Below are 21,833 nucleotides of genomic sequence, written 5' to 3' on the forward strand. Positions count from 1 at the left end.
AGTCCGGCATCGTGCCGTAATTCACCGGACTTCCAAGCAGATAGAAAGTTCGCAAAAGCATGGAGGAGGCAAAGCAATGAAGAGGATGAGCACAGACAATACCAAAAAAACGATTCGTCCCGTACGCCTGCTGGCGATAATGGCGCTGGCCGCAGGCGTGGCGGCGATGGCTGCCGGCTGCTCGGCTCCCGGGGGACCGAAAGGGATGGCCGAGGCGCAGCTTAAGGTCAGAGCGGTGAAAACGGAAGCGATCACGAAGCAGTGTATTGCGGATCCGGCCGAGCAGGTTGCGGATATTTCCGCCGGTACCGCCATCGATATCGTTACGAAAGCGAACGGAGAAGTTATCGAGGTGTTGAAACGCCGTGGAGATTATGTGGAGAAGGGCGACATTTTATTCCGAATCGACAGCCGGGACGCCGAGTCGGCCAAACAGAAGAACGAGCTTGCAGTAAGAAGCTCCCAGGAATCGCTGCAAAAAGCCAAGGACGATCAGATCAACAATCGTAAAGATTTGGCGGATGCGGTGGAGAAGGCCGAGGTTGCGCTGAGAAATGCGGAGAAAGATTACAATAAGATGCGCAACGATTACGATGCCGGCACGATAACGGATCATCGTCAGCTGGAACAGGCTAAGCAGCAGGCGGATAGCGCGCGCATGAGCCTGGAGTCGGCGAAGAACAAGCTTGCCGCCAACGACAACAGCAACACGATCGCGTCGGCCGAGACGCAGGCGAAGACGAATCAGCTTGCTCTGGAAGATTCCAACCGATCCCTGGACAATTACAATGTCAAGGCTCCGGCAAGCGGCATTTTGACGGATTATACGCCGGAGGCAGGGCAAACTGTGAGCACATCCTCCAAGCTCGGACAAGTGCTGCAGATCGATCCGGTCAAGATCAAGACCGAGCTGAGCGAGACGAATATGCTGTTGGTGAAAAATAAAAAGGAGCTTGTGTATTACAGCCCGGGCGATCCCGATCATAAAGGCATGGCCAAACTTAATTATTTGGCGCCGGTAATGAGCGCGCAGACGAAAACATACTCGCTGGAGCTGGAGGTCGCCAACCCGGATCATCGGATAACTCCCGGTACGCGCGTAATGATTCAGCTGACGTCAGAGGAGGAAGAGAAGGTAGTCGTCGTACCTACTTTGAGCATTATCCGGGAAGAAGGCGGAACGTATGTCTTCGTTCTTCAGGGAGATACATATCAGAAGCGCAAGATTCGGCTTGGCAGAATCAACGGCACTTATCAAGAAGTGCTCGAAGGGGTGAAGGAAGGAGAGAAGCTGGTCACTACAGGCCAGCATCAGCTCAAGGACGGACAAAAAGTCGAGGCGGCTTCTCCGGAATCATCTGCACCGGCGGGAGTGGCACCTGCCGAGCAGAAGAAGTGAACTCGTTCAGCATTGCTGAACATCGGGGAATCAGATGGGGATTCTACCCTACCTGATTCAAGGCCCACCTTAGAGGTGGGGGTCTTAACCGGATAAAGTCGTAATCGGATAAAGCTTATATAAATCAGTAGAGGCAGTCTCTCCCCGAAGAGGCTGCCTCTCTGCATGTTACGCCCGGTGTGGGCACTTTAAGGCTGCTTGACCGTTTTGCCTGCATTCAGCCAACGGAACACGATAGCAGCCAAGTCCGCGCCGGCAAGCGGAGCCGCCAGGAACATCAGGGCGGTTGACAGTGCGGGGAAAAATAAGTATCATATATTTAATCGTAATAAATACGTTTAACCGAGTTGTTGCAGCTCGGTTTTATTGTTGAATTATAACAGTAAAATTTACGCATAAAGGAGAGAGAATATTGATGCAAGAACAAAAAATTCCGGTCGCGGTGTTAAGCGGTTATTTGGGAGCGGGGAAAACAACTGTACTGAATCATATTTTAAACAATCGCGACGGTCTGCGAGTCGCGGTTATCGTCAACGATCTGAGCGAAGTAAACGTGGATGCCGGGCTTATTAAAGATGGAGGGGGGCTTTCGCGCACCGATGAAGCGCTTGTTGAAATGTCGAACGGCTGCATCTGCTGTACGCTGCGCGAGGATTTGCTGCGCGAAGTCGAACGGCTGGCGCGGCAAAACCGTTTCGATTATATCCTGATCGAATCGACGGGCGTTGGCGAACCTGTACCGGTCGCCCAAACGTTTACTTACCTGGATGCGGAGCAAGGAATCGATCTGTCGCAATATTGCCGGCTCGACTGCATGATCACGGTTGTCGACGCTTACCGGTTCTGGAGCGACTTCGCTTCGGGCGAAACGCTGCTTGAGCGTAACCAGGCCGCAGGCGAGGACGATACGCGCGAAGTGGTCGATCTGCTGATCGATCAGATCGAATTTTGCGATGTGCTGATCGTCAACAAATGCGATATGGTCGACGCGGATACATTGAACGAGCTTGAAGGCGTTCTCCGCACCTTGCAGCCGCGGGCCAAGCTGATCTTAACGTCGAACGGACAAGTGAACCCGTCCGAAGTATTACATACCGGGCTGTTTGATTTTGACGAGGCCAGCGCGTCAGCGGGTTGGATTAAAGAAATGTCAAAGCCCGTTCACGTGCCGGAGACGGAGGAGTATGGGATCGCTTCGTTCGTATATGAGCGGCCCCGGCCATTTCATCCGGGAAGGCTGATGACCTGGATGATGGACTGGCCGGAACAAATTGTCCGTTCGAAGGGCACCGTATGGCTGGCAACCCGTCCGCAAATGGCGCAATCTTTCAGCCAGGCCGGACCTTCGATCCGCTTCGGTCCTTCGGGCTACTGGGCCGCGGCGTTGCCCGAGCGGGAGCTGCAGGAGCTCGTACAGGAGGATGCCGGGCTGCTGGACAATTGGGATCCGGTATATGGCGACCGGATTAATAAGATTGTATTTATCGGTATCGAGATGAATCGCGCCGAGCTGACCGCTTCTCTGGACGCATGTCTGCTGACGGAAGCGGAAATGCGGATGGACTGGAGCGGCTTCCCGGATCCTTTTCCCAATATGGAGGAGGAGACCCGGCAGCAGGAGCTTGTTCAGTAGTTTGAACGATGAATCCAATAGGAGGTGAGCCCAATGAGAGTAATCGTGACGCTGGCATGCACGGAAACCGGCGACCGCAATTATACGACGACGAAAAATAAAAAAACGCATCCCGGACGCATGGAGCTGCGCAAATATTGCCCGCGCCTGAAACGGCATACGCTGCACAGGGAAACGAGATAACACAGCTCCTTTGAACTGCGCCGAAAACGTCGTAAGCCGCTGCCCAAAAAAGGGTTAGCATGATGGAAAAAAACGAATTGCACGCAAAAGAACCTTCAATTCCACCTGAAAAGCGGAGATGAAGGTTCTTTTTATTAACGGACATGAGCGCGGTTATTGGCCGCGATTTCGACCGTTTGAAATTGTAACGGACCTGAGGAGACTATCGATTAATAGGGATAAGGGCTTGGAGAATGGCTTCAGGGCGAGTTTTTTATTGCCTTGTTACCGAAAAGTATAATGAAATCAAGGCAATAAAACGTGTTTGAGCTTCGAAGTCATCTCCAAAGCCCGTTCCCGTCCTTTAATCGATAGTCTCCTTAGTAGGGGTCTTAACCCGATAAAGTCGTAATCGGATAAATCGCGGAGAGAGCGGGAACGTTCTGAAGAAACGTAAGCGGTCGCCTTTGTCCCAGGATTTCTACTGCTAGGATGGTATACATTCAAGCATCCGGAGGCCGACGGCCTTTCGGGGTTTAGCGCCGCCGCAACTTTAATGGGCGCCGTGCTGGCCGTCGAGCATCATTTCCAGCAGCTGCCTGGACGCGGCGGACAGCGGGGTGCCTTTCAAGGTGACGATGCCCGCTCTCCGGGGCGGGATCGGCGTCGTCAGCCGGATTTCGTGCAGCTGGCCAGCGGCAAGCTCCGGCTGGATGAAATCCTTGATCACGCAGGCGATCCCAAAGCCGCTGCGCGCGAAATCGGCAAGCAAATCGATGCTCCCCAGCTCGATTTCCGGTTTTAGCGACGTCCCTTGCCGCTCGGCGAAGGCGTCGAGGTAGGCGCGGCTGCTGCTGCCCCGCTCCAGAAGAATGAGCGGATGGCGGAGCAGCGTATCGAGCGGAATGGGCCGCTCCGCCAAATGCTTGTACCTGGCGCCGGCAACGAAGCAATCCTCGATGGAGCGGCTTTCCCGCACTTCCACTTTGGGATCGGCCGGTTGGAAAGGCAAATTGACGATGCCCAGGTCGATCTTTCCCTCCTTCAGAAGGGTGACCGTTTCGGGCGTCGTGCGGTTAGTTACTTGAAATTTAATATTCGGGTATGTCTCGTGAAAGCTTTGCAGGTAAGGCAGCAAATAATGCCTGCACAGCGTATCGCCGGCTCCGACTTTAATTTCCCCGTCGTCGAGCTGATGCATCTCCGCTATTTTCCGTTCCCCGTTCAAAATAAAATGATAGGCCTGCTCAATATATTTGAACAACACCTCGCCTTCGGCCGTCAGCTTGACGCCCTTGGAGGTGCGGAAAAACAGCTGCCCGCCGAGCTTCGCCTCGAGCTGTTTAATCGCATGCGTGACGGCGGGCTGGGTGATGAACAGCTCTTCGGCCGCTCTCGATAAGCTCCCGGCTCTGGCTGTAAAGTAAAAAACGCGGTACCATTCCAGATTTTGAACCATCGCCAAAACCCTTTCTTAATATTACTAATATTAATATCAAATATAAGTAATATTCATTATATTTATATATTGTCTACGATTATACTTATTTCTGTAAGCGAACACAAATATAATGGATGAAAAGAGGGAAAAGGAATGACAGTCACCGCTATTGCAGGTGCGAATTGGGGCGATGAGGGGAAGGGTAAAGTAACCGACGTGCTTGCGGCCGAAGCCCGCTATGTGGTCAGGTATCAAGGGGGCAGCAATGCCGGACATACGATCATTAACCCTTATGGCAAATTCGCGCTGCATTTGCTGCCGTCAGGTGTGTTTTATCCGGATACGGTCAATGTCATAGGTCCTGGGGTTGCTCTCAATATTGAAAATTTGTTTGCCGAGCTTGACCAGCTGCAGGCAAGAGGCGTACCGGAGCCCCAATTGCGCATTTCCGACCGGGTGCAGCTTGTACTCCCATACCATATCCGGTTCGACGAGCTGGAAGAGGAGCGGCTGGGCGAGCGGAAATTCGGCTCTACGAAGCAGGGTATCGCGCCGTTCTATGCGGATAAATATGCGAAGCTTGGCGTTCAGACGGCCGATTTGTACGATGAGCGAAGGCTGCGGGCGCAGCTGGAAGCGTCGCTTGCCTCGAAAAATGTGCTGCTGCAGCATTTGTACAACAAACCATCGTTGTCAGTCGACGAGCTGGCCTGTGGCTTGCTGCAGCTTGCGGAACGATTGAAGCCATATGTATGCGATACGACCGTTTTGCTGCACGACGCTTTGGCGCGGGGCGAACATATTTTGGTCGAAGGTCAGTTGGGCGCACTGCGCGATCCGGATCACGGCATTTATCCGTACTCCACCTCCTCGTCGACATTGGCCGGATTCGCCGCCGTCGGAGCCGGGCTGCCGCCGCATGCGATCAAGCGTGTCGTCACGGTTGTGAAAGCTTATTCGAGCTGTGTCGGAGAAGGGCCGTTCGTCTCCGAAATCGCCGGAGCCGAAGCGGATGAGCTGCGGACGCGAGGCGGCGATGCGGGAGAATTCGGAGCGACCACCGGGAGGCCGCGCCGGATTGGCTGGCTGGATGCGGTCGCGACGAGGTACGGCTGCATGCTGCAGGGCACAACAGAGGTCGCGCTGACGAATCTCGATGTGCTCGGCTACTTGGACGAAATCCCGGTCTGCACGGCATACCGCATCGACGGCAAGCTGACCGACCGGTTTCCGGTCACTGCCGAGCTGTACCGCGCAGAACCCGTCTACGATAGGCTTCCCGGCTGGAAATCGGATATTTCGCATATCCGCTCGTTCGCGGAGCTGCCCGCCAATGCCCGCGAATACGTGCTGCGGCTGGAGCAGTGGATCGGTCAGCCCATCCGTCTGATTTCCATCGGACCGAAGCGCGAGCAAATGATCGAGAGATGAACGGAGGCAAACTTTGAGCGTGGCCGGGCATAGGGCCGCCGGTAAAAAAGGAGCGCCTCTTTATAATGGAAGGCACTCCTTTTCCCGGGCTAGCTCAATACTTGGCTCATGAACAGCTGCAGCAGCCGGCCGCGCAATTCGGCCAATTCCCCGGCGTAGGCGGGATTGCCGGCCAAATTATGAAATTCGCAAGGGTCCTGCTGCAAGTCGAACAGTTCGTATTGCAGCTTGTTGTTTTTTTGCAGATGAATATATTTGAACCTGCCATTGCTGACGCTGGAAAATCCTTCGCCTTCGGCAAATACGTAGTCGTATCCTCCATTCCGACCGGACTCTTTGAAATCGCGTCCTTTCATCTCCTCATGCTTCAGGCCCGCGGCCTTCAAGCAGGTCGCCATAATATCGGTCAACATCACCTGTTCATTGGTTACCGACCCTTGCGATTCCCCCGGATATTGCACCAACAAGGGGACATTTAGAACATCTTCGTAAGCGCAATTGTTTTTCCCCCAAAGCCCGTGGTTGCCGAGCATTTCCCCATGGTCCGCGGTAAAAATGACCAGCAGGTTGTCTCCGAACTTGCGGCGGGCCGCATGGATAATGGTTCCTATCTGATCGTCAATCAGCGCGACGTTCGCATAATAGCTTCGTCTCAAGCTTTGCCAATACGATTCGCTATGGTTTTTGCAAGCCCGATCCGCTGCCGCGCCGGAACCTTCGATGCCTCCGGGTCCGTAGTAGCTTTCGTGATGAATGCGCGCCTTGTCGTCGAATTCTCCCGGTTTGCAGTTCCGCGTGGCATCTTTGGCCATGTCGACCCGGTCGAAGTAAGATTCATGGGCATCGAACGGGAAATGAGGGCCGCTGAACGAAACCCAGGCGAACAACGGGCGATCCTCCGAGTAGGCTTCCAGATAGGCCGCGCTTTTTCGTCCGACCCAATGATCCGGATGCCATTCCGCCGGCCCGGGGAAGGCGAACACTTTGCCGTTCGCCTTTTCGCTCCAAACCTGTTTTCGATAGGCTTCCAAATAGCCGGCTTGGTCCAGCTCCTTGGCGTAATCGTCATAAAACCAGACGGATACTTGTTTATCGTCCTGCAGATCAAGGTGGTCGATTCCCAGGCTCATATAATAATCTTTAAATTCGTCGTAAGGCAGCGTCGTATCGGGACGGGTAGAGCTGTAGGGGACGGGGGAAAAGTGGCATTTGCCAAATACGGTCGTCCGGTACCCGTGATCGCGTAAAATGCCGAACAAGTTCGGGATTTCAGCGGATAATTCGCATTTGCGGAAATTGCTGTAGGCTCCGCTTTCGTGTGGAAGCAATCCGGTCAATATGGCGCAGCGCGAAGGCAGGCACCACGGGCTGACGCTGTAGGCCTTCTCGAAGCGGATGCTTTCCTCCGCCAGCCGGTCCAAATGCGGCGTGGCCACGGCTTTGTTACCGTAACAGCTCAGAGCATCCTTGCGAAGCTCATCCATCGTGATTAACAATATATGCGGACGCGTCCTATGTTCCATTTGCATGTTCGATTCACCACCCGGTTTTCTTATAATTATGAATTGTAAATGTTCAAAATGTTTTCTCTGGGCACGACCCCGCATCTGAGAGCCCACTTCTCGTATTTGCCGCTTAATTGTTTCACCACTTCGGGATATTCGGCCGAAACGTCGTTCATTTCCGTACGGTCGGCGACCATATCGTACAGCTCCCATGGCTGCGGGTATCGCTTCACGAGCTTCCATGTTCCCGACCGCACCGCTGCATTGCCTTCATGCTCCCAGTAAAGCTCCCGGTCTTGTTCTATGTCTCCAGCCAACAGCGAAGCCATGCTTCTGCCTTCGAGGGGAAGGATCGCATGCCCTTGATACCAGGTCGGATAGTCGGTCCCGGTCAACTCCAATACGGTGGCCATGATGTCGGGGAGCTGGCATGGCGTATGCCGGAGTCCGCCTCGTTCCGATATGCCGGCCGGCCAGTGGACCATAAAAGGGGTGGCGATGCCGCCTTCATGAACCCAATGCTTATACAGCCGAAAGGGCGTGTTGGACAGATTGGCCCAGGCAATGCCATAGCTCTGGTACGTATTTTCCGGGCCCGGCATTCGCCACGGGTCATTGCCGAAGTGAACCCGCTCGCCGTCTCGCGTATGGGATCTGGCAATCAGCAGTTTGTTCACCAGATTGGGCCCGTTCTCCGGACGCATCACTTCCGCGCAGCCTCCATTATCCGCCAGGAAAATAACAACGGTGTTCTCGAGGTCCCCGCCCGCTTCGAGCTGCGCCAATATGCGGCCAATCCCCTGGTCCATCGCGTCAATCTGGGCTGCGTACACCTCTATGCAGCGGAGAAGCCACTCCTTATGCTTGGCGGCCTCCCATTCCGGCTGCGACGGATCCCGGCCGGTCAGGCGCCATGAGCCGTCGAGCAGCTCCATTCGGACCAGCCGTTCCAGTCTTTGCTCCCGCAGCCGGTCCCAGCCTTCATCGAATCTCCCTTTATATTTGGCGATATCCGTTTCCCTTGCATGCAGTGGCCAGTGAGGGGCGGTATATGCGACATACAGGAAGTAAGGCTTGGCGGCATACTGCTCCTGATGATCCCGAATAAACCGGACGGCGTTGTCGCTGATCGCATCCGTGTAATAAAAATCGCGGTTTTCCTCGGCTTCATGCTCGATATTTTCATTATCCCGGGTAAGCGTATTCGGATCGTAAAAGCTTCCGGCACCGGCAATCGTGCCGTAGAAGCGGTCGAAGCCTCTTTGCTTCGGCCAAGTATGCTTTTCCCCGGTAAAGTCGTGGGCGACGTGCCATTTGCCGCTCATATAAGTCCGGTAGCCGCTGCCGCCCAGCGCTTCGGCGATCGTCACGCAGTTCCGGTTCAGATTACCGGGATAGCCGTCCGGTCCGTCATCTTCGGTCAAAATGCCGATGCCCGTTTGATGCGGATGCAAACCCGTGAGCAGCGAGGCGCGAGACGGACTGCAGCGGGCCGTGTTGTAAAATTGCGTAAACCGCAAGCCGTTCTCCGCAAGCCGGTTCAGGTTGGGCGTATCGATTTCACCACCGTAGCAGCCGAGATCGGAATAGCCCATGTCATCGTTCATGATCAACACAATGTTGGGTCTGTTTCGCTCCATCGGTCCCTTATCCTTTCTTGTATTGTTGGGTATAAGCTTCGTTATAAATTTCCAGCATCCGTTTCAAATTCATATTTTCCAATGTTTTCACATAAACATCCCATTGCGAATCGATGCTGACGTTGCCGGTTACAAACCGGGTCGTCATTTGCTCCACGTAATCGTTGACGGTTTTCTCCAAATCCGCCAGCTCGCTCGCTTGCTGCTCGGTAAAGAAGATCGGCGGGACCATGTCTTCAACCTTCGCCTTATAGCTGTCGTAATTTTTGAGCGTCTCGTCCCACAGCGTTTTTTCCGCATCGATATTCGGATCGGCATACAAGCTTCCGCGCAGCTCCAAATCTTGCAGTGTTGTGGTCGACTGATACCAATGTTTATTTTGTACGATTCCAAAAGGCATCAGCTTCTTCCACTTGGCCGGCTTGCCGTTAACGCCTATTTCGCCCGGTGCCGCTTTATCCCAATCGACGCCCGGCTCGCCGTGCACAGAGCGCAAGGTGAATTCTTCGTTATACATCGCATCGGCCCAGCGAAGCGCAATCTCCGGGTTTTTGCAATTTCTGGTAATGACGAACACCCCGGTAGCAAACGGGTAAGGATTGTAAGGCGTAATCTGCAAGCCGTTCGGACCTTTAAGCGGCGGGACCGTTTTATAGTCTTTCCACCGGTTCAGCTTGCCGGCGATATTGGTCATATCCTGAATAATGTTGGCCGTTGCCGTACCGACGATCGCATCCTGCTTTTCCGTCATTTGCTTAAGCTGCGCCCGGTCCTGCGTATAAATTTCAGGAGCGATCAAACCTTCGGCGTACAGCTTGTGCATATATGCCACGCCTTCTTTCCAGCCGGGCTTGTTATACGCGACATCGATTTTTCCGTCCTTGAAAATGAGCCGGTTGGAGGTCGTTTCATTGTCAAGTTGAAACGCATTCATCAGGAAGCGGATCGGCTGATGCGCTTTTTCCTTCGCGCCGGCCAACGGAATTTCGTCGGCAATGCCGTTGCCGTTCGGATCCTGCGTCTTGAACGCCTTCAGCACCTGATAAAATTCCTCGGTCGTCGTAGGCATTTTCAAGCCGAGCTTATCCAGCCATGGGGTATAAATCCACATTTTCTGGTTCATCAAGTCGTGATAATTTTCATTAATGCGTGGAAGCGAATAAATTTTCCCGTCCGGCGCGCTGATCGCCTTCTTAATATTCGGATAGCGTTCGAACAGCTTTTTCGTTTCGACACCGTATTTCTCGATCAGCTCGTTCAACGGCATGAACACGCCTTGCTGGCCGTAAATCAACTGCTGGGTGGGCGAAATTCCGAAATTCATAATGACGTCCGGGTAGTCGCCGCTGGCCAGTACCAGATTCAGCTTTTCGTTCGGATTACTGGCCGGCGCCACTTCCCATTCGATATGCACATTCGTTTTTTCTTCCAGCCATTTGGTAAATGCGTTTGTGTTCATATCTTCAATCAACGAGTTACCGGTCACCAGTACTTTTAACGTTACTTTATCCTTGACAATCGGGAACGATCCTGGCGCTGTAGCGTCGGCGGCAGGCTGGCTGCCGCTGTCAGCGGAAGCTCCGTCCTGCCCGTCGGCCGAAGTGCAGCCCGTTAATCCGATGCCCGCGGTGAGAAGGATCGCCAATCCTTTAGACCATGCTTTCTTCATCGTATTGCCTCCTAATTTTGTTTGGAACTCGATGCGCAGCCATTTTTACGAATATCTGGGCTCCCCCAAAAAGTACCCGGAATCAGCTTCGGAGCCTCGCGTCGCTTTTAGGGGTCAAACCGGGGTGCCCCTTTTCCTACCCCTTGACGGAACCGACCATGACGCCTTTTACGAAATGCCGCTGCACAAACGGGTAAACAATCATTAACGGAACAGAAGAAACGACGATAAGCGAATATTTGAGCAGCTCGGCCAGTCCTTCTTTGGCGGCCATAATTTCGGGATCCGTAATGGTGTTGGTGTCCACCTGATTTTGAATCAATATATCCCGCAGCACCAGCTGCAGCGGATATAAGTCCTTTTGCTTCAAATAAATGAGCGCGCTGAAAAAGGCATTCCAATGGGCCGCCGCATAAAATAACGTGAGCACGGCGATGATCGGACCGGAAACCGGAATGACCACTTTCCATAAAAAGATCAGATCGGTCGCGCCATCCATCTGCGCGGCTTCCAGCAGCTCTTGGGGTATCGTCGTTTGAAAATAGGTGCGCGCGATGATGACATTAAACACGCTCAGCGCTCCGGGCAAAATCATCGACCATACCGTATCCAGCATCCCCAGATTCTTAACCAGCAAATAGTTCGGGATCAGCCCTCCGTTAAAAAACATCGTCACCACGAAAAACAGCATAATCCACTTTCTTCCCCATAAATCTTTCCGCGACAAAGCGTAAGCGGCCATAACGGTTAAAGCGACATTGATAGCCGTACCCGTTACGGTGTAGTAGATCGAATTGAAGAAGCCGCTGCCGATATATTTATCCTTGAACACGGTTTTGTAGCCTTCCAGGCTGAAATCGACAGGGAACAGCCAGACGTGACCCGAGACGACCGCGCTGGTGGAGCTGAACGATGCGCTGACCACAAAGATCAGCGGGTACAATACGGCCAACGTAAACAAGCCGAGAACAAGCCCGTTCACGATCGTAAACAACCGGTCTCCGAACGTTTCCTGCACCGAATGATGCTGCAAGTTGCCGCCCTCCTTCCTGATTTGGTATCGCTTTGTTACCATAAGCTGCTTTCGCTGAGCTTTTTGGCTGCCGCGTTGACAACGAGCAGCAGCGCCAGATTGATCACGTTTTTGAACAGCCCGATTGCGGACGCATAAGAGAAATTGACTCCCGCCGAAACTAACCCGATTTTATAAACATAGGTGTCGATCACTTCCGAAGTGTTAGTATTGAGCGGATTTTGCATCAGCAGCACCTTCTCGAAGCCGGTGTCCAGCAGGTTCCCTACGTTAAGGATCAGAAGAATAACCGCAATCGGCATAATTCCCGGCAGATCGATGTGCCACATCCGCTTCAGCTTGGAAGCCCCGTCCACCACCGCAGCCTCGTGCAGCGACGGATCGATGCCCGAGAGCGCTGCCAAATAGACGATGCAGCCGAACCCTACATGCTGCCAAATGCCGGACCATACGTACAAGGAATGAAAATATTCGGGAATGCCGAGGAAATTGATTTCCTGAAAGCCAAGCAGCTTCAGGAAAATATTGACGCCTCCCGTACGGAGCGCCAAAAACTGCATCATCAGCCCGACCACCACGACAACCGAAATAAAATGGGGGGCATACGTAATCATTTGCACCGTTTTTTTGAAATAGGCATGCTTCAAATAGTTCAGCGACAGCGCCAACAAAATGGGAAAAGGAAAGCCCGCAATTAACTGATACAAGCTCAAGCCTAACGTGTTTTTCATAATATCCCAAAAGTTATAGTTGTTAAAAAATCGGACAAAATGTTTCATCCCGACCCAGGGGCTGTCCCCAATTCCTTTGGTCACAATGAAATCTTTAAACGCAATCTGCGCCCCATAAATGGGAACATATTTAAAAATGATCAAATATAAAACCGGCAAAACAAGCAGCAAATATAACTGCCGGCCTTTGCGGATCTGTTTCCATGCCGCGCCCTTACGTTTGTTTACATTCGCTTGGACATGCGGATGACGATTGACGGCCACGCTTTTCATGTTTGTTCACCTCCTTTTGCTTGCCAGTTGCTCCCCCGGCAGCGCTTACATTAGATAATCGGGGGCTTTGTTCTAATGTTAGAGCATGCGCAGGCAAACCGGTTAGATGAAACATTTCGGATATCGTGACACGGTTAGGAAACGGGATCATGATTTTTTTAACTTTCATGACATTTCTAGGATTGGAGCGCGGGGAATCCGCTATACAAACAAAAAAAGCCTTAAGGAGTAAAGCTTTTCCTTGAGGCGATCGCTGCATGCTTTCTAAACTCGGTCGGGCTCATGCCGTGAACTCTTTTGAACGCTTTAAAAAAAGAATTGGCGGAATTGTATCCCGCATCCAGCGAGATCTGATTGATCGTTTGGCGGGTCGCCAGCAGCTTCTTGCATGCGTAACCGAGCCTTCTGCTCTCCAAATAATCGGAAAAATTGATGCCCAGCTGCTCCTTGAAAAATTGCGATAAGTACGCCTCGGATATCATGAATTTCTCGGAAAGCAGCGTTAGTGACAAGTCCGTGTTTTTGAACTCGTTGTCGAGATACAGCTTGATCTCCTGAATTAAACGGTCGTTGCTGCTTTTCTTTTTCGAATTCATTTCGTCGCATACATGCTCATAGTACAAATAGATCGCATGGTAATGATGGAGCGCATCCTCGACGGAACGCACCTCCTTGCCCAGCAGCCGGATATGTTCGGCGACCGTATCCTGCAAAATATCGACCTGCTCGAACAGCTTGAGCACGGTTCCCCACATATCGTAAATCAACATTTGGATCATATAAAAGGGCAGCTGCCTGGTTTCGAAATTAACTCGGTGCAGCTCTTCCAACATATTGCGGATTTCTTCTTTATCTCCTGCCTTCGCAAAATTGATTAATTTAATTTCCTGATCTGCCGGGTAAAAGTAACTCAGCATATCTTTCGGCAAACTTTCGTACCATAGAATCTGGTTATCCAGTTCCCAGACATGGCCCGTTAGAGCTTGCTTAGCTTGTTCGTAGCAGCGGGGAAGGTCCATTAGGCTGTCCGCCATATCGCCTACGGCAATGACGGTTTTGAGCCGGAACTTGCTGATCAGCCCGGTTTGAATCCGGCTGAGCAGTTCGGCCAGCTGCCGCCGCAGATCGCCGCCGCTTCCTTCCGCGGTCACGATAAATACGATTTGTTGGTCCTCATTTTCATGCAGATGGGCTTGTTTGCCGTAAGCAAGCGCAATCGTCTCTTTGACTGCGATCTTCTTGACATCCATTTCCTTCATCGCGTCCGTACTCATTCCAAGCCCTTGGCCGTAATGGTGCAAATCGAAGATGACGACCGTATACAGATCGCCGGTTATGCCGACCTCCGCATGCTGCAATAAAACGTCCAATTGCTCCCGGGAGCGAATCTGGCCTTTCAGCAGCCGTTCATATAACGAAAACCGGAGAAATGACGCCTGCTCGCGCATGCGTTCGACTAGCCCTGCGTTGGTTCGGTGGAGCACGTCATTGTTATCGATCAGCTTGGTCAATCCGGCTTGAATCATGCCGAAGGCGTCGTGAACCGGAGATTGCTCGACCCCGATCCGTTCGCCGATCGTTTGAATTAACCTTTTCACGGGACGGCTGTTGCGGTAAGCCATCAGAATCGCTCCCGCCGCTCCGAGCAGCAGGGAAACGACCATCACCGTTTGCGTCCACCGTTTGTAGGAGTACATGTTTTCTTTTACAATCTGCGCGGGCTGGGCAACCACATGCGTCCATTTAAACTTGGGCGATTTGTTGTAGGTGACAACCATGTTTTGCCCTGCAATCTCCGTTTCGAATGATCCCCGCTCTCCGCTTAGCAGCGCATCCGCCAATTTGTATTCCCGATTGTTATGCGGATAAGCGGTAATGATATGGCCGTTGTCGTCGGCAATGTAAGCGAAACCTCCTTCGCCGGTATGAAGATCGCGCAACAAGCTTTCCACCTTCGAGCTGTCCAGCAAAATCATGATCGCACCCTGGATATTATTAGGCTGACCTAAAGTCTGAATAACGGGAATGACGGAATGTTCTTTCCCTTCCGATACCATGGTGACAGTCGGTAGATAGGCGTTATTGTAAAAGCGGTTAAGGTAATCGTTCTGCCATTCCTCGGCAGTCAATTGTCCAAATTGGTAAAAATTGTAAAATTCTTGCAGCGGGTAAGCCGTTCTTTCATTCAGGACAACGCCGCTATTTTTCAGCACAATGAAATAATCCATAATAAAGTTGTTGGAGAGGCTGTAATGATACAAGGAGGTCGTCGTTTCGACCACATGATACACCGAACTGCCTTCCATCACTTTGTGCAGCTGCTGCAGGTGGACGATTTTCGGGTTTTCTTTAAGCTCGCGAACGATTTGCGCTATTTCGTTCATCCTCGCATCCAGCATATTTTTGCTTTGCTCCAGCATGGAGATGTTGGCCGTTTCAATTTCTTTGCCGAGAAGCGCCACACTTTTATTGTAGGTCAGCAAACCCATCGATAATGGTACGAACAGGAGAAGCAGGTATGGGATCGAGAAACGTAATATCAAAGCTTTTTTGCCGGTTCCAACCGATTTCTTCATGACATCTTCCTCCAAAGGAATGAAAGCGTATTCTTTTTTTGATAAGCCGGGCCTTTTCCTCATTGTATCCACTCCGGAATAAAAAAACCAGCGACAATTCGTCGCCGGCTATACGAAGGGGTTGGTTATTCGCTCGACAGCTTGCAAACTTCCAGCAGCTTGAAGAACAAGCTGAGCAAAATCGTCACGACGGTAGCGAGCGCCATCCCCTTCAGCTCGATGTGCCCCCACTTCAACGCTGCGCCGCTGAGGCCGATGACGAGCACCACAGTTGTCAAAATGAGGTTGACCGGCTTGGAATAATCGACCTTCGTCTCGACCAGCATCCGAATGCCGGACGCGGCGATGACGCCGAACAGCAGCAGCGACACGCCGCCCATTACGGGCGTCGGGATCGTCTGGATCAGCGCCGATATTTTACCGACGAACGACAGCACGATCGCCAGCACCGCAGCGCCGCCAATAACCCACACCGAATAGACGCGGCTGATCGCCATCACGCCGATGTTTTCGCCGTACGTTGTATTCGGGGTGGAACCGACCAGGGAAGAGAGCATGGTCGAGACGCCGTTTCCGAGCAGCGATTTGCTCAGTCCGGGGTCTTTGGACAAATCTTTGCCGACCATATTGCCGGTTACGATCAGATGGCCGATATGCTCGGCAATGACTACCAGCGCCGCCGGCGCGATAATAAGAATGCTCGCCAGATCGAACGAAGGTGCATAAAAGTTCGGAAGCTTGAACCATTTGGCCGCGGCCAACGTTTCCTGAATATGGACCATACCGAGCAAAACCGCGAGCGCGTAGCCGAGCACAATCGCGGCCAAAATCGGAATGACCTTCAGCAGCCCGCGGAAAACGACGGAGCCGACGACTCCGACCAATAACGTAAATACCGCCACGGTTACGGCAGTCGGATCGGGCGACCAGCCTTCCGGCGCTCCGGGAGGCGCGATGAAGCCGGCCATGTTTGCCGCAGTCGGCACGAGCTCCAGACCGATGACCGAAACGATGGCCCCCATCGCCGCAGGCGGAAAGACGACATCGAGCCAGCGCGTACCTACGTAACGGATCAACAGAGCGACGATGGTGAAAATCAATCCGACGACAAGAAAGCCGCCGAGCGCCGCGTTGTACCCTTTGGAGCCGAGCACGACGAATACCGGCGACAGAAAGGCGAAGCTGGAGCCTAGAAACGCCGGTATTTTTCCTTTCGTCATCAAAATGTAAAGCAGCGTGCCAATCCCGTTCATTAATAAAATCGTCGCCGGATCGACCTTGAATAAAATCGGCACGAGCACGTTGGAGCCGAACATGGCGAATAAATGCTGCAGACTGAGCGGAATACTCTCGCCGATCGACGGGCGCTCGTCCACTTGAATAATGCGCGACACGGTGAAACCTCCCTTTTTTAACAATCGTATACCGTACGATATATTACCATATTTCAAACGGATTCGATAAATTTTTTCAAAAAAGTTATCGATCTATCATCTTTCGGCCGACCGCCGGATATAGTTGGAATCGTCTCTATTGTTGGTGTATACTGAAGGTGACATGTTCAAATAAACGGTTAATTAAGGGAAGGGTGAATCGGGATGGAAGCATTGAACGAGTCCCGCGACAAGCTATGGGCTTGTATAGCAGGCTTAACGGAAGAACAGCTGCACCGCAGTAATGGGGATGCCTGGTCGGCGCTTGAAAATTTGGAGCATTTGCACCTGATGGAACACGCGGTGTCGGGTCTGCTCCAGCAAGCGCTTCAAGCTCCGCCGGGCGGCGCTGTTCCCCGTGTAAACCTGGAAAGCATGCTGGACCGCTCGAACAAATATAACGCTCCGCCGTTCGGGCAGCCGAGAGGCTTGGTACAAAATCTCGATCAGGCGAAGCAGCTGCTCGGCGAGTCGCAGTCCGCCCTGGAGGCGGTTCATGCCGCCGTCCGGCAGCTTGATCATCCTGAAACCTATTCGATGGAGCATCCGGTATACGGCGCAATGAATTTGGACCAGTGGCTGGAGCTGTTCGCCCTGCATACGCTTCGGCATTTGGCGCAAATCGAACAGTCATTATCCCGCTCCAACGGTTGAAATTTGCAGGCAAGGCCGAGCGCTGACGCTGCCGCAGAACGATCCCGCCCCTCAGCATCTTAACTGTCTTGACTATATAACGATGCGTTTTCACGGCTCACAAGCCGCCCATCATACCCAAACGAAGCCTCCTATTCCCGTCCGAACCGCGGGGTTTTGGAGGCTTCTTTGCTCTCGGGCTGAAGCCGGCTCACTCCTTCTTAATGCAATGGCCGCTCTGAGTCGGCTCCATCCGCATAGCTGCGCGTCCGCTGGACGATATTGGAATCCGCCGTTTTTTTCATGAACCTACAACTTTCCCCGCGTTTATTGTAAAGTAGATGAAAGCTACCGAAGGAGGTTGTCCGGCATGAAACGTATTTACATTATCGATGATGAACCCATGATTTGCATGGGCTTGAACCAGATGCTTCACGATTACGGCCGGTTTGACAGCATAGTGACGTTCACCGACAGTACGGCGGCTCTGCAGGAAATTATCGCCAACCCGCCGGAAGCGGTTTTATCGGATATTAGCATGCCGCGCATGGACGGGCTGGAATTGTGCAGAAACATTTATGAGCGGAAGCTCCAGACCCGAATCATCATTTTATCCGGCTACAACAATTTCGATTACGCGCAAAAGTGCATCTCTTACGGAGTCAGAGAATATTTATTGAAACCGGTTACCGAGCTGGAGCTGTTTCCTGCACTGGATAAGGTGCTGAGCGAAAACAGAACGGGCGCTTTCTCTTTATCCTGGTTGGAGCAGTGGCTGGAGCGGATGGAGGAAAGCATTTGGACCTCCGACGGCAATCGCACGGACGAGCTGCTGCGGCAGATGCAAAGCGAGCTGGCGAACGGCGAGCTTTCGTTTCAACGGCAGGCCGTGCAGGACGGGCTGATGCTGCTTGAAAAAAAGCTGAACACGCGCGGCACCTACACATTTCAGCGGCTGCCGGACGACGGCGAGGCAAAGCGGGATGCATCTGATCCGATTGCGAAGCTGGAGCGTCAAATCCGCGAGTGGTGTCAACAGCTGGCCGTTTACCGGGGCGGCAACCAGATTAATGTGCTGGAGGCCGCGCTCGCCTATATCGACGACCATTTAAACGAGGATTTATCGTTGGAGGCGGTAGCCGAGCAGATGGGCTTGACGCCGAACTATTTCAGCCATTATTTCAAGAAAATGACGAACGAAACTTTCGTCCAATACAGGCTGCGCAAGCGGGTGGAGCGGGCCAAGAAGCTGCTGGCCGTGCCGCACAGCAAAATTATCGATATTATGGCGGAGGTCGGCTACGACAGCTATCCGCATTTTTCGCGTACCTTCAAGAAAATGACCGGCTATTCGCCGACCGAATACAGAGCGTTTTTGGGGATCAAATAATGAAGAACAGTCTCGCAGCCCGCATATATTTATATTTTGCCACGATCATTGTGCTTGCCGTCGCCACCATCGGCATTACCGGCTACTTAAGGTCGAGCAAGGAACTGGAAAATCAGTACCAGAACCTGCTGGCCCAAATCGTCGATAACGTCCTGCACCAGACCGACCTGTATTTAAAAAATTACGAACGGGCTACCGTGTCGATTTTAACTTCGCCGCTCGTCAAGGAAGCGCTTGATTCGGGCACGAAATCGGTTACCGATCTGAAAACGACGACGGCGACCATCAATCAGCAGGTGTTTCAGCCGGTGCTGATCAATAATCCGCAAATTACGATGGTCTATTTGGCCGGAAATAACGGCTTTCAGACGACCGATTTCAATTCGCACATCGTAAATTTCAATTACAAGGGCTTTCAGGAATATATCGAGCAGCTGCAGGAGGACACCCGCGAGGACGGGGGATTGACGATACAGGATTCCGGTTTTCTGGACGGGCATTTGACGTTGGCGCGCAGAGTCGCCGATCGTCAAACCTCCAAGGTTTATAAGGGCGTCATGGGCTTCGAGCTGCGGATCGGCGAGCTGACCACGCTGTGGAAGGGCATCCACCTCGGGGAGTCGGGCTATTTCTTTATCGTTAACGACCGCGGCAAAATATTGTACCACCCCGATTCGAAACGGATCGGCAAGCAGCTGAACGGAAGACAGTTCGAAACGATTCAGCACAATAAAAATCTCGTATTCGAGCTGCCTGAGGAAGACGGTCGCATCTTTTTCAGCAGACGGTCGGAATATTCGGGCTGGACGCTTGTAGCCAGCATGTCGGTTGCCGAGCAGCGGAAGCCGATTTCCAACCTGCGGCAAACGACGATCTACGTCGGGCTGGGCACGCTGCTGCTTGTTACGCTGCTCGCAGTTCGTTTCGGACGCTCGATCGTTCGTCCGGTCCGACTGCTTGAGGATGGGATGCGGCAGACGGAGAGAGGGCTTTGGACGAAGGTGCCGCTGACCGGCAGCAGGGATGAGATGGACCGGTTAATATCGAGCTATAATACGATGGTCGGCCGGCTGGAGGAGCTGGTGGATCGCGTGTACGAAACCGAGCTGCGCAATCAGGACAATTTGTTCAAGCGGCAGCTGGCCGAATTCCAGTCGCTGCAGCTGCAAATTAATCCGCATTTTTTATACAACACGCTTGAAATTATTATTTGCTATGCCGTCATCCAGAAATCATCGGAAATTAAAGATATCGTCCGCTCGCTGTCATATATGTTCCGCTATTCGATCCGTACCGATCTGGAGGAAATTACGGTCGCGAACGAGCTGAAGCATGTGCTTAATTTTATGAACATTATGCATTACCGCATTCAGCGCCCGTTCGAAATCGACGTCCGCATCCCTCCGGAGCTGCTGCTCCACAATATGGTTCGTTTGACGCTGCAGCCGTTGGTGGAAAACGCGTTCAAGCACGCATTTCCCGACGGGATCGAGGACCGGCATACGATCGTCATCGACGCCTGGAACGACGACGCTTATTTTTGTGTGACAGTCGAGGATAACGGTTGCGGAATCGACGAGCGGAAGCTGGAGCAAATCCGCGAGCGGCTGCAGGACGGTCAATTGGCGCATAAGCAGTCGAACGAGCCGCCTGCGGCCGGCGGCAGCATCGGACTCGGCAACGTACACAGCCGCATTCAGATGGTATTCGGCGAACAGTACGGCCTATCGATCGATAGCCGGGCCGGCGAAGGTACCCGCATTACGATCCGAATGCCGTCGCAGCATGTCAAAAAAAATCATGCCGAAGTAATTTAGGATAATGTCCCTCCCGATGAAAAGAGCTATTCTAGGCATAACGGAAGGCATGCCGCCATTTTTATACAACACCGAGAAAGGAGGGGCCTGTCCATTGGAAATTTCCGCCGGCCAATCCAAGCCCATCGCTGCCGCGCCGCCGAAGTCCGGAATTTGGGCACGGTTCGGCAAAAACATCGTCGAACGATGGCAGCTGTACCTCCTCATCCTGCTGCCTATCATTTATTTGGCCGTATTCAAGTACGTTCCGATGTACGGCGCGTTGATCGCCTTCAAAAATTATGTCCCGACCAAGGGCGTTTGGGGCAGCGATTGGGTAGGCTTTAAATATTTCATCCGGTTTTTCAACTCGTACGAATTTGTCCGGATCATGAAAAATACGCTTGTCGTCAGCTTCTACAGCCTTTTGGCAGGGTTTCCGTTTCCGATCGTTCTGGCGCTTTGCCTGAATTATGTGAAGTCGAAATTTTTCCAAAAATCCGTACAGATGATTACTTACGCGCCGCATTTCATCTCGGTTGTCGTGATGATCGGGATTGTGGTTCAGTTTCTCGATCCCCGGATCGGCCTGGTCAATCTGATTTTGAAAGCGTTTGGCTTCAGTCCCGTCAACTTTATGGGCGAGCCGGGCTGGTTCAGTCACATTTTCGTCTGGTCGGGCATCTGGCAAAATGTCGGGTTCTCCTGCATCATCTACCTGGCTGCCCTGGCGGCAATCGATCCTTCGCTGCACGAAGCCGCCGTTATGGACGGGGCCAGCAAAGTCCGGCGCATGTGGCACGTCGATTTGCCGGGCATTATGCCGGTTGCGGTCATTATGCTGATTATGAATACCGGGCATGTGCTCGATATCGGCTTTGAGAAAATTTTGCTGATGCAAAATCCGCTTAACACGAGCGCCTCCGAGGTGATCGACACGTATGTGTACAAGGTGGGCCTGGCTTCGACGGCGATTAACTATTCGTACTCGACAGCGATCGGGCTGTTCAAATCCGTCATTAACCTGATTCTTCTGATCGTAGTGAACCGCGCAGCCAAAAAATTGGGACAAACGAGTCTCTGGTAAA

Annotated in this window: 16 protein-coding genes; 8 read left to right on the forward strand and 8 right to left on the reverse strand. The window is 52.6% G+C overall.

The features are described 5' to 3' along the window. Window positions 1-76 precede the first annotated feature (76 nt). From E1757_RS12685 to rpmG, 3 genes are all read left to right on the forward strand, one after another. Window positions 77-1,399, forward strand: coding sequence for an efflux RND transporter periplasmic adaptor subunit (locus tag E1757_RS12685; RefSeq protein WP_133228493.1), 1,323 nt, complete (start codon window positions 77-79; stop codon window positions 1,397-1,399). A 415-nt stretch (window positions 1,400-1,814) separates the two neighbouring features. Continuing rightward, window positions 1,815-3,032 (forward strand): GTP-binding protein, encoded by a 1,218-nt coding sequence (locus E1757_RS12690; protein WP_133228496.1) that lies wholly within the window; start codon window positions 1,815-1,817, stop codon window positions 3,030-3,032. Between the two features lie 33 nt (window positions 3,033-3,065). Further along, window positions 3,066-3,215 (forward strand): 50S ribosomal protein L33, encoded by a 150-nt coding sequence (gene rpmG / locus E1757_RS12695; protein ID WP_133228499.1) that lies wholly within the window; start codon window positions 3,066-3,068, stop codon window positions 3,213-3,215. A 532-nt stretch (window positions 3,216-3,747) separates the two neighbouring features. Here rpmG and E1757_RS12700 read toward each other — a convergent pair. Further along, window positions 3,748-4,653, reverse strand: a complete 906-nt coding sequence (locus E1757_RS12700; protein ID WP_133228502.1) for a LysR family transcriptional regulator — start codon at window positions 4,651-4,653, stop codon at window positions 3,748-3,750. Window positions 4,654-4,788: 135 nt separating this feature from the next. Between E1757_RS12700 and E1757_RS12705 the strand changes: the two genes are divergently transcribed. Beyond that, window positions 4,789-6,066 carry an adenylosuccinate synthase gene (locus E1757_RS12705; RefSeq protein ID WP_133228505.1) on the forward strand — a complete coding sequence of 426 codons (1,278 nt, stop codon included), beginning with the start codon at window positions 4,789-4,791 and terminating at the stop codon, window positions 6,064-6,066. 89 nt (window positions 6,067-6,155) lie between these two features. Here the strand turns inward: E1757_RS12705 and E1757_RS12710 are convergent, their stop codons facing one another. The 7 genes from E1757_RS12710 to uraA all read right to left on the reverse strand — a co-directional run bounded on the left by E1757_RS12710 (window position 6,156) and on the right by uraA (window position 16,887). Next, complete coding sequence (locus E1757_RS12710; RefSeq protein ID WP_133228507.1) at window positions 6,156-7,595, reverse strand: sulfatase family protein; 1,440 nt, start codon at window positions 7,593-7,595, stop codon at window positions 6,156-6,158. Between the two features lie 29 nt (window positions 7,596-7,624). Then, window positions 7,625-9,211, reverse strand: a complete 1,587-nt coding sequence (locus E1757_RS12715) for an arylsulfatase (RefSeq protein ID WP_133228511.1) — start codon at window positions 9,209-9,211, stop codon at window positions 7,625-7,627. Window positions 9,212-9,218: 7 nt separating this feature from the next. Further along, complete coding sequence (locus E1757_RS12720) at window positions 9,219-10,880, reverse strand: ABC transporter substrate-binding protein (RefSeq protein ID WP_133228515.1); 1,662 nt, start codon at window positions 10,878-10,880, stop codon at window positions 9,219-9,221. Between the two features lie 136 nt (window positions 10,881-11,016). Continuing rightward, on the reverse strand, window positions 11,017-11,913 hold the full coding sequence (locus E1757_RS12725; protein WP_133228517.1) for a carbohydrate ABC transporter permease: 897 nt from the start codon (window positions 11,911-11,913) through the stop codon (window positions 11,017-11,019). Between the two features lie 35 nt (window positions 11,914-11,948). Next, window positions 11,949-12,917 (reverse strand): ABC transporter permease, encoded by a 969-nt coding sequence (locus tag E1757_RS12730; protein ID WP_133228520.1) that lies wholly within the window; start codon window positions 12,915-12,917, stop codon window positions 11,949-11,951. A 221-nt stretch (window positions 12,918-13,138) separates the two neighbouring features. Further along, entirely contained in the window at window positions 13,139-15,493 is a 2,355-nt protein-coding gene (locus E1757_RS12735; RefSeq protein WP_165972093.1) for a helix-turn-helix domain-containing protein, read from the reverse strand. Window positions 15,494-15,618: 125 nt separating this feature from the next. After that, window positions 15,619-16,887, reverse strand: a complete 1,269-nt coding sequence (uraA, locus tag E1757_RS12740; protein ID WP_133228526.1) for a uracil permease — start codon at window positions 16,885-16,887, stop codon at window positions 15,619-15,621. 204 nt (window positions 16,888-17,091) lie between these two features. On the opposite strand from uraA, the gene E1757_RS12745 reads away from it, so the two are divergent. The 4 genes from E1757_RS12745 (at window position 17,092) to E1757_RS12760 (ending at window position 21,832) form a co-directional block, all read left to right on the forward strand. Further along, window positions 17,092-17,580 carry a DinB family protein gene (locus E1757_RS12745; RefSeq protein ID WP_133228529.1) on the forward strand — a complete coding sequence of 163 codons (489 nt, stop codon included), beginning with the start codon at window positions 17,092-17,094 and terminating at the stop codon, window positions 17,578-17,580. Window positions 17,581-17,929: 349 nt separating this feature from the next. After that, window positions 17,930-18,949 carry a response regulator transcription factor gene (locus E1757_RS12750; RefSeq protein ID WP_133228531.1) on the forward strand — a complete coding sequence of 340 codons (1,020 nt, stop codon included), beginning with the start codon at window positions 17,930-17,932 and terminating at the stop codon, window positions 18,947-18,949. Further along, window positions 18,949-20,766 carry a cache domain-containing sensor histidine kinase gene (locus E1757_RS12755; protein WP_133228534.1) on the forward strand — a complete coding sequence of 606 codons (1,818 nt, stop codon included), beginning with the start codon at window positions 18,949-18,951 and terminating at the stop codon, window positions 20,764-20,766. The genes E1757_RS12750 and E1757_RS12755 overlap by 1 nt, the downstream gene beginning before the upstream one ends. Window positions 20,767-20,860: 94 nt before the next feature. Continuing rightward, the gene (locus tag E1757_RS12760; RefSeq protein WP_246079172.1) at window positions 20,861-21,832 is read left to right on the forward strand and encodes an ABC transporter permease; all 972 of its coding nucleotides are present in this window, start codon (window positions 20,861-20,863) and stop codon (window positions 21,830-21,832) included. Window position 21,833: the final 1 nt, after the last annotated feature.

It is taken from the genome of Paenibacillus piri (assembly GCF_004354045.1).
Lineage (GTDB): Bacteria > Bacillota > Bacilli > Paenibacillales > NBRC-103111 > Paenibacillus_S > Paenibacillus_S piri.

What these genes read in the sequence shown, in the direction of transcription:
- E1757_RS12755 (WP_133228534.1), top strand. Translation starts at nt 18,949, where the DNA reads ATGAAGAACAGTCTCGCAGCCCGCATATATTTATATTTTGCCACGATC.
- E1757_RS12750 (WP_133228531.1), top strand. Translation starts at nt 17,930, where the DNA reads ATGAAACGTATTTACATTATCGATGATGAACCCATGATTTGCATGGGC.
- E1757_RS12705 (WP_133228505.1), top strand. Translation starts at nt 4,789, where the DNA reads ATGACAGTCACCGCTATTGCAGGTGCGAATTGGGGCGATGAGGGGAAG.
- E1757_RS12735 (WP_165972093.1), bottom strand. Translation starts at nt 15,493, where the DNA reads ATGAAGAAATCGGTTGGAACCGGCAAAAAAGCTTTGATATTACGTTTC.
- E1757_RS12710 (WP_133228507.1), bottom strand. Translation starts at nt 7,595, where the DNA reads ATGCAAATGGAACATAGGACGCGTCCGCATATATTGTTAATCACGATG.
- rpmG (WP_133228499.1), top strand. Translation starts at nt 3,066, where the DNA reads ATGAGAGTAATCGTGACGCTGGCATGCACGGAAACCGGCGACCGCAAT.
- E1757_RS12745 (WP_133228529.1), top strand. Translation starts at nt 17,092, where the DNA reads ATGGAAGCATTGAACGAGTCCCGCGACAAGCTATGGGCTTGTATAGCA.
- E1757_RS12715 (WP_133228511.1), bottom strand. Translation starts at nt 9,211, where the DNA reads ATGGAGCGAAACAGACCCAACATTGTGTTGATCATGAACGATGACATG.
- E1757_RS12700 (WP_133228502.1), bottom strand. Translation starts at nt 4,653, where the DNA reads ATGGTTCAAAATCTGGAATGGTACCGCGTTTTTTACTTTACAGCCAGA.
- E1757_RS12720 (WP_133228515.1), bottom strand. Translation starts at nt 10,880, where the DNA reads ATGAAGAAAGCATGGTCTAAAGGATTGGCGATCCTTCTCACCGCGGGC.
- E1757_RS12730 (WP_133228520.1), bottom strand. Translation starts at nt 12,917, where the DNA reads ATGAAAAGCGTGGCCGTCAATCGTCATCCGCATGTCCAAGCGAATGTA.
- E1757_RS12690 (WP_133228496.1), top strand. Translation starts at nt 1,815, where the DNA reads ATGCAAGAACAAAAAATTCCGGTCGCGGTGTTAAGCGGTTATTTGGGA.
- E1757_RS12685 (WP_133228493.1), top strand. Translation starts at nt 77, where the DNA reads ATGAAGAGGATGAGCACAGACAATACCAAAAAAACGATTCGTCCCGTA.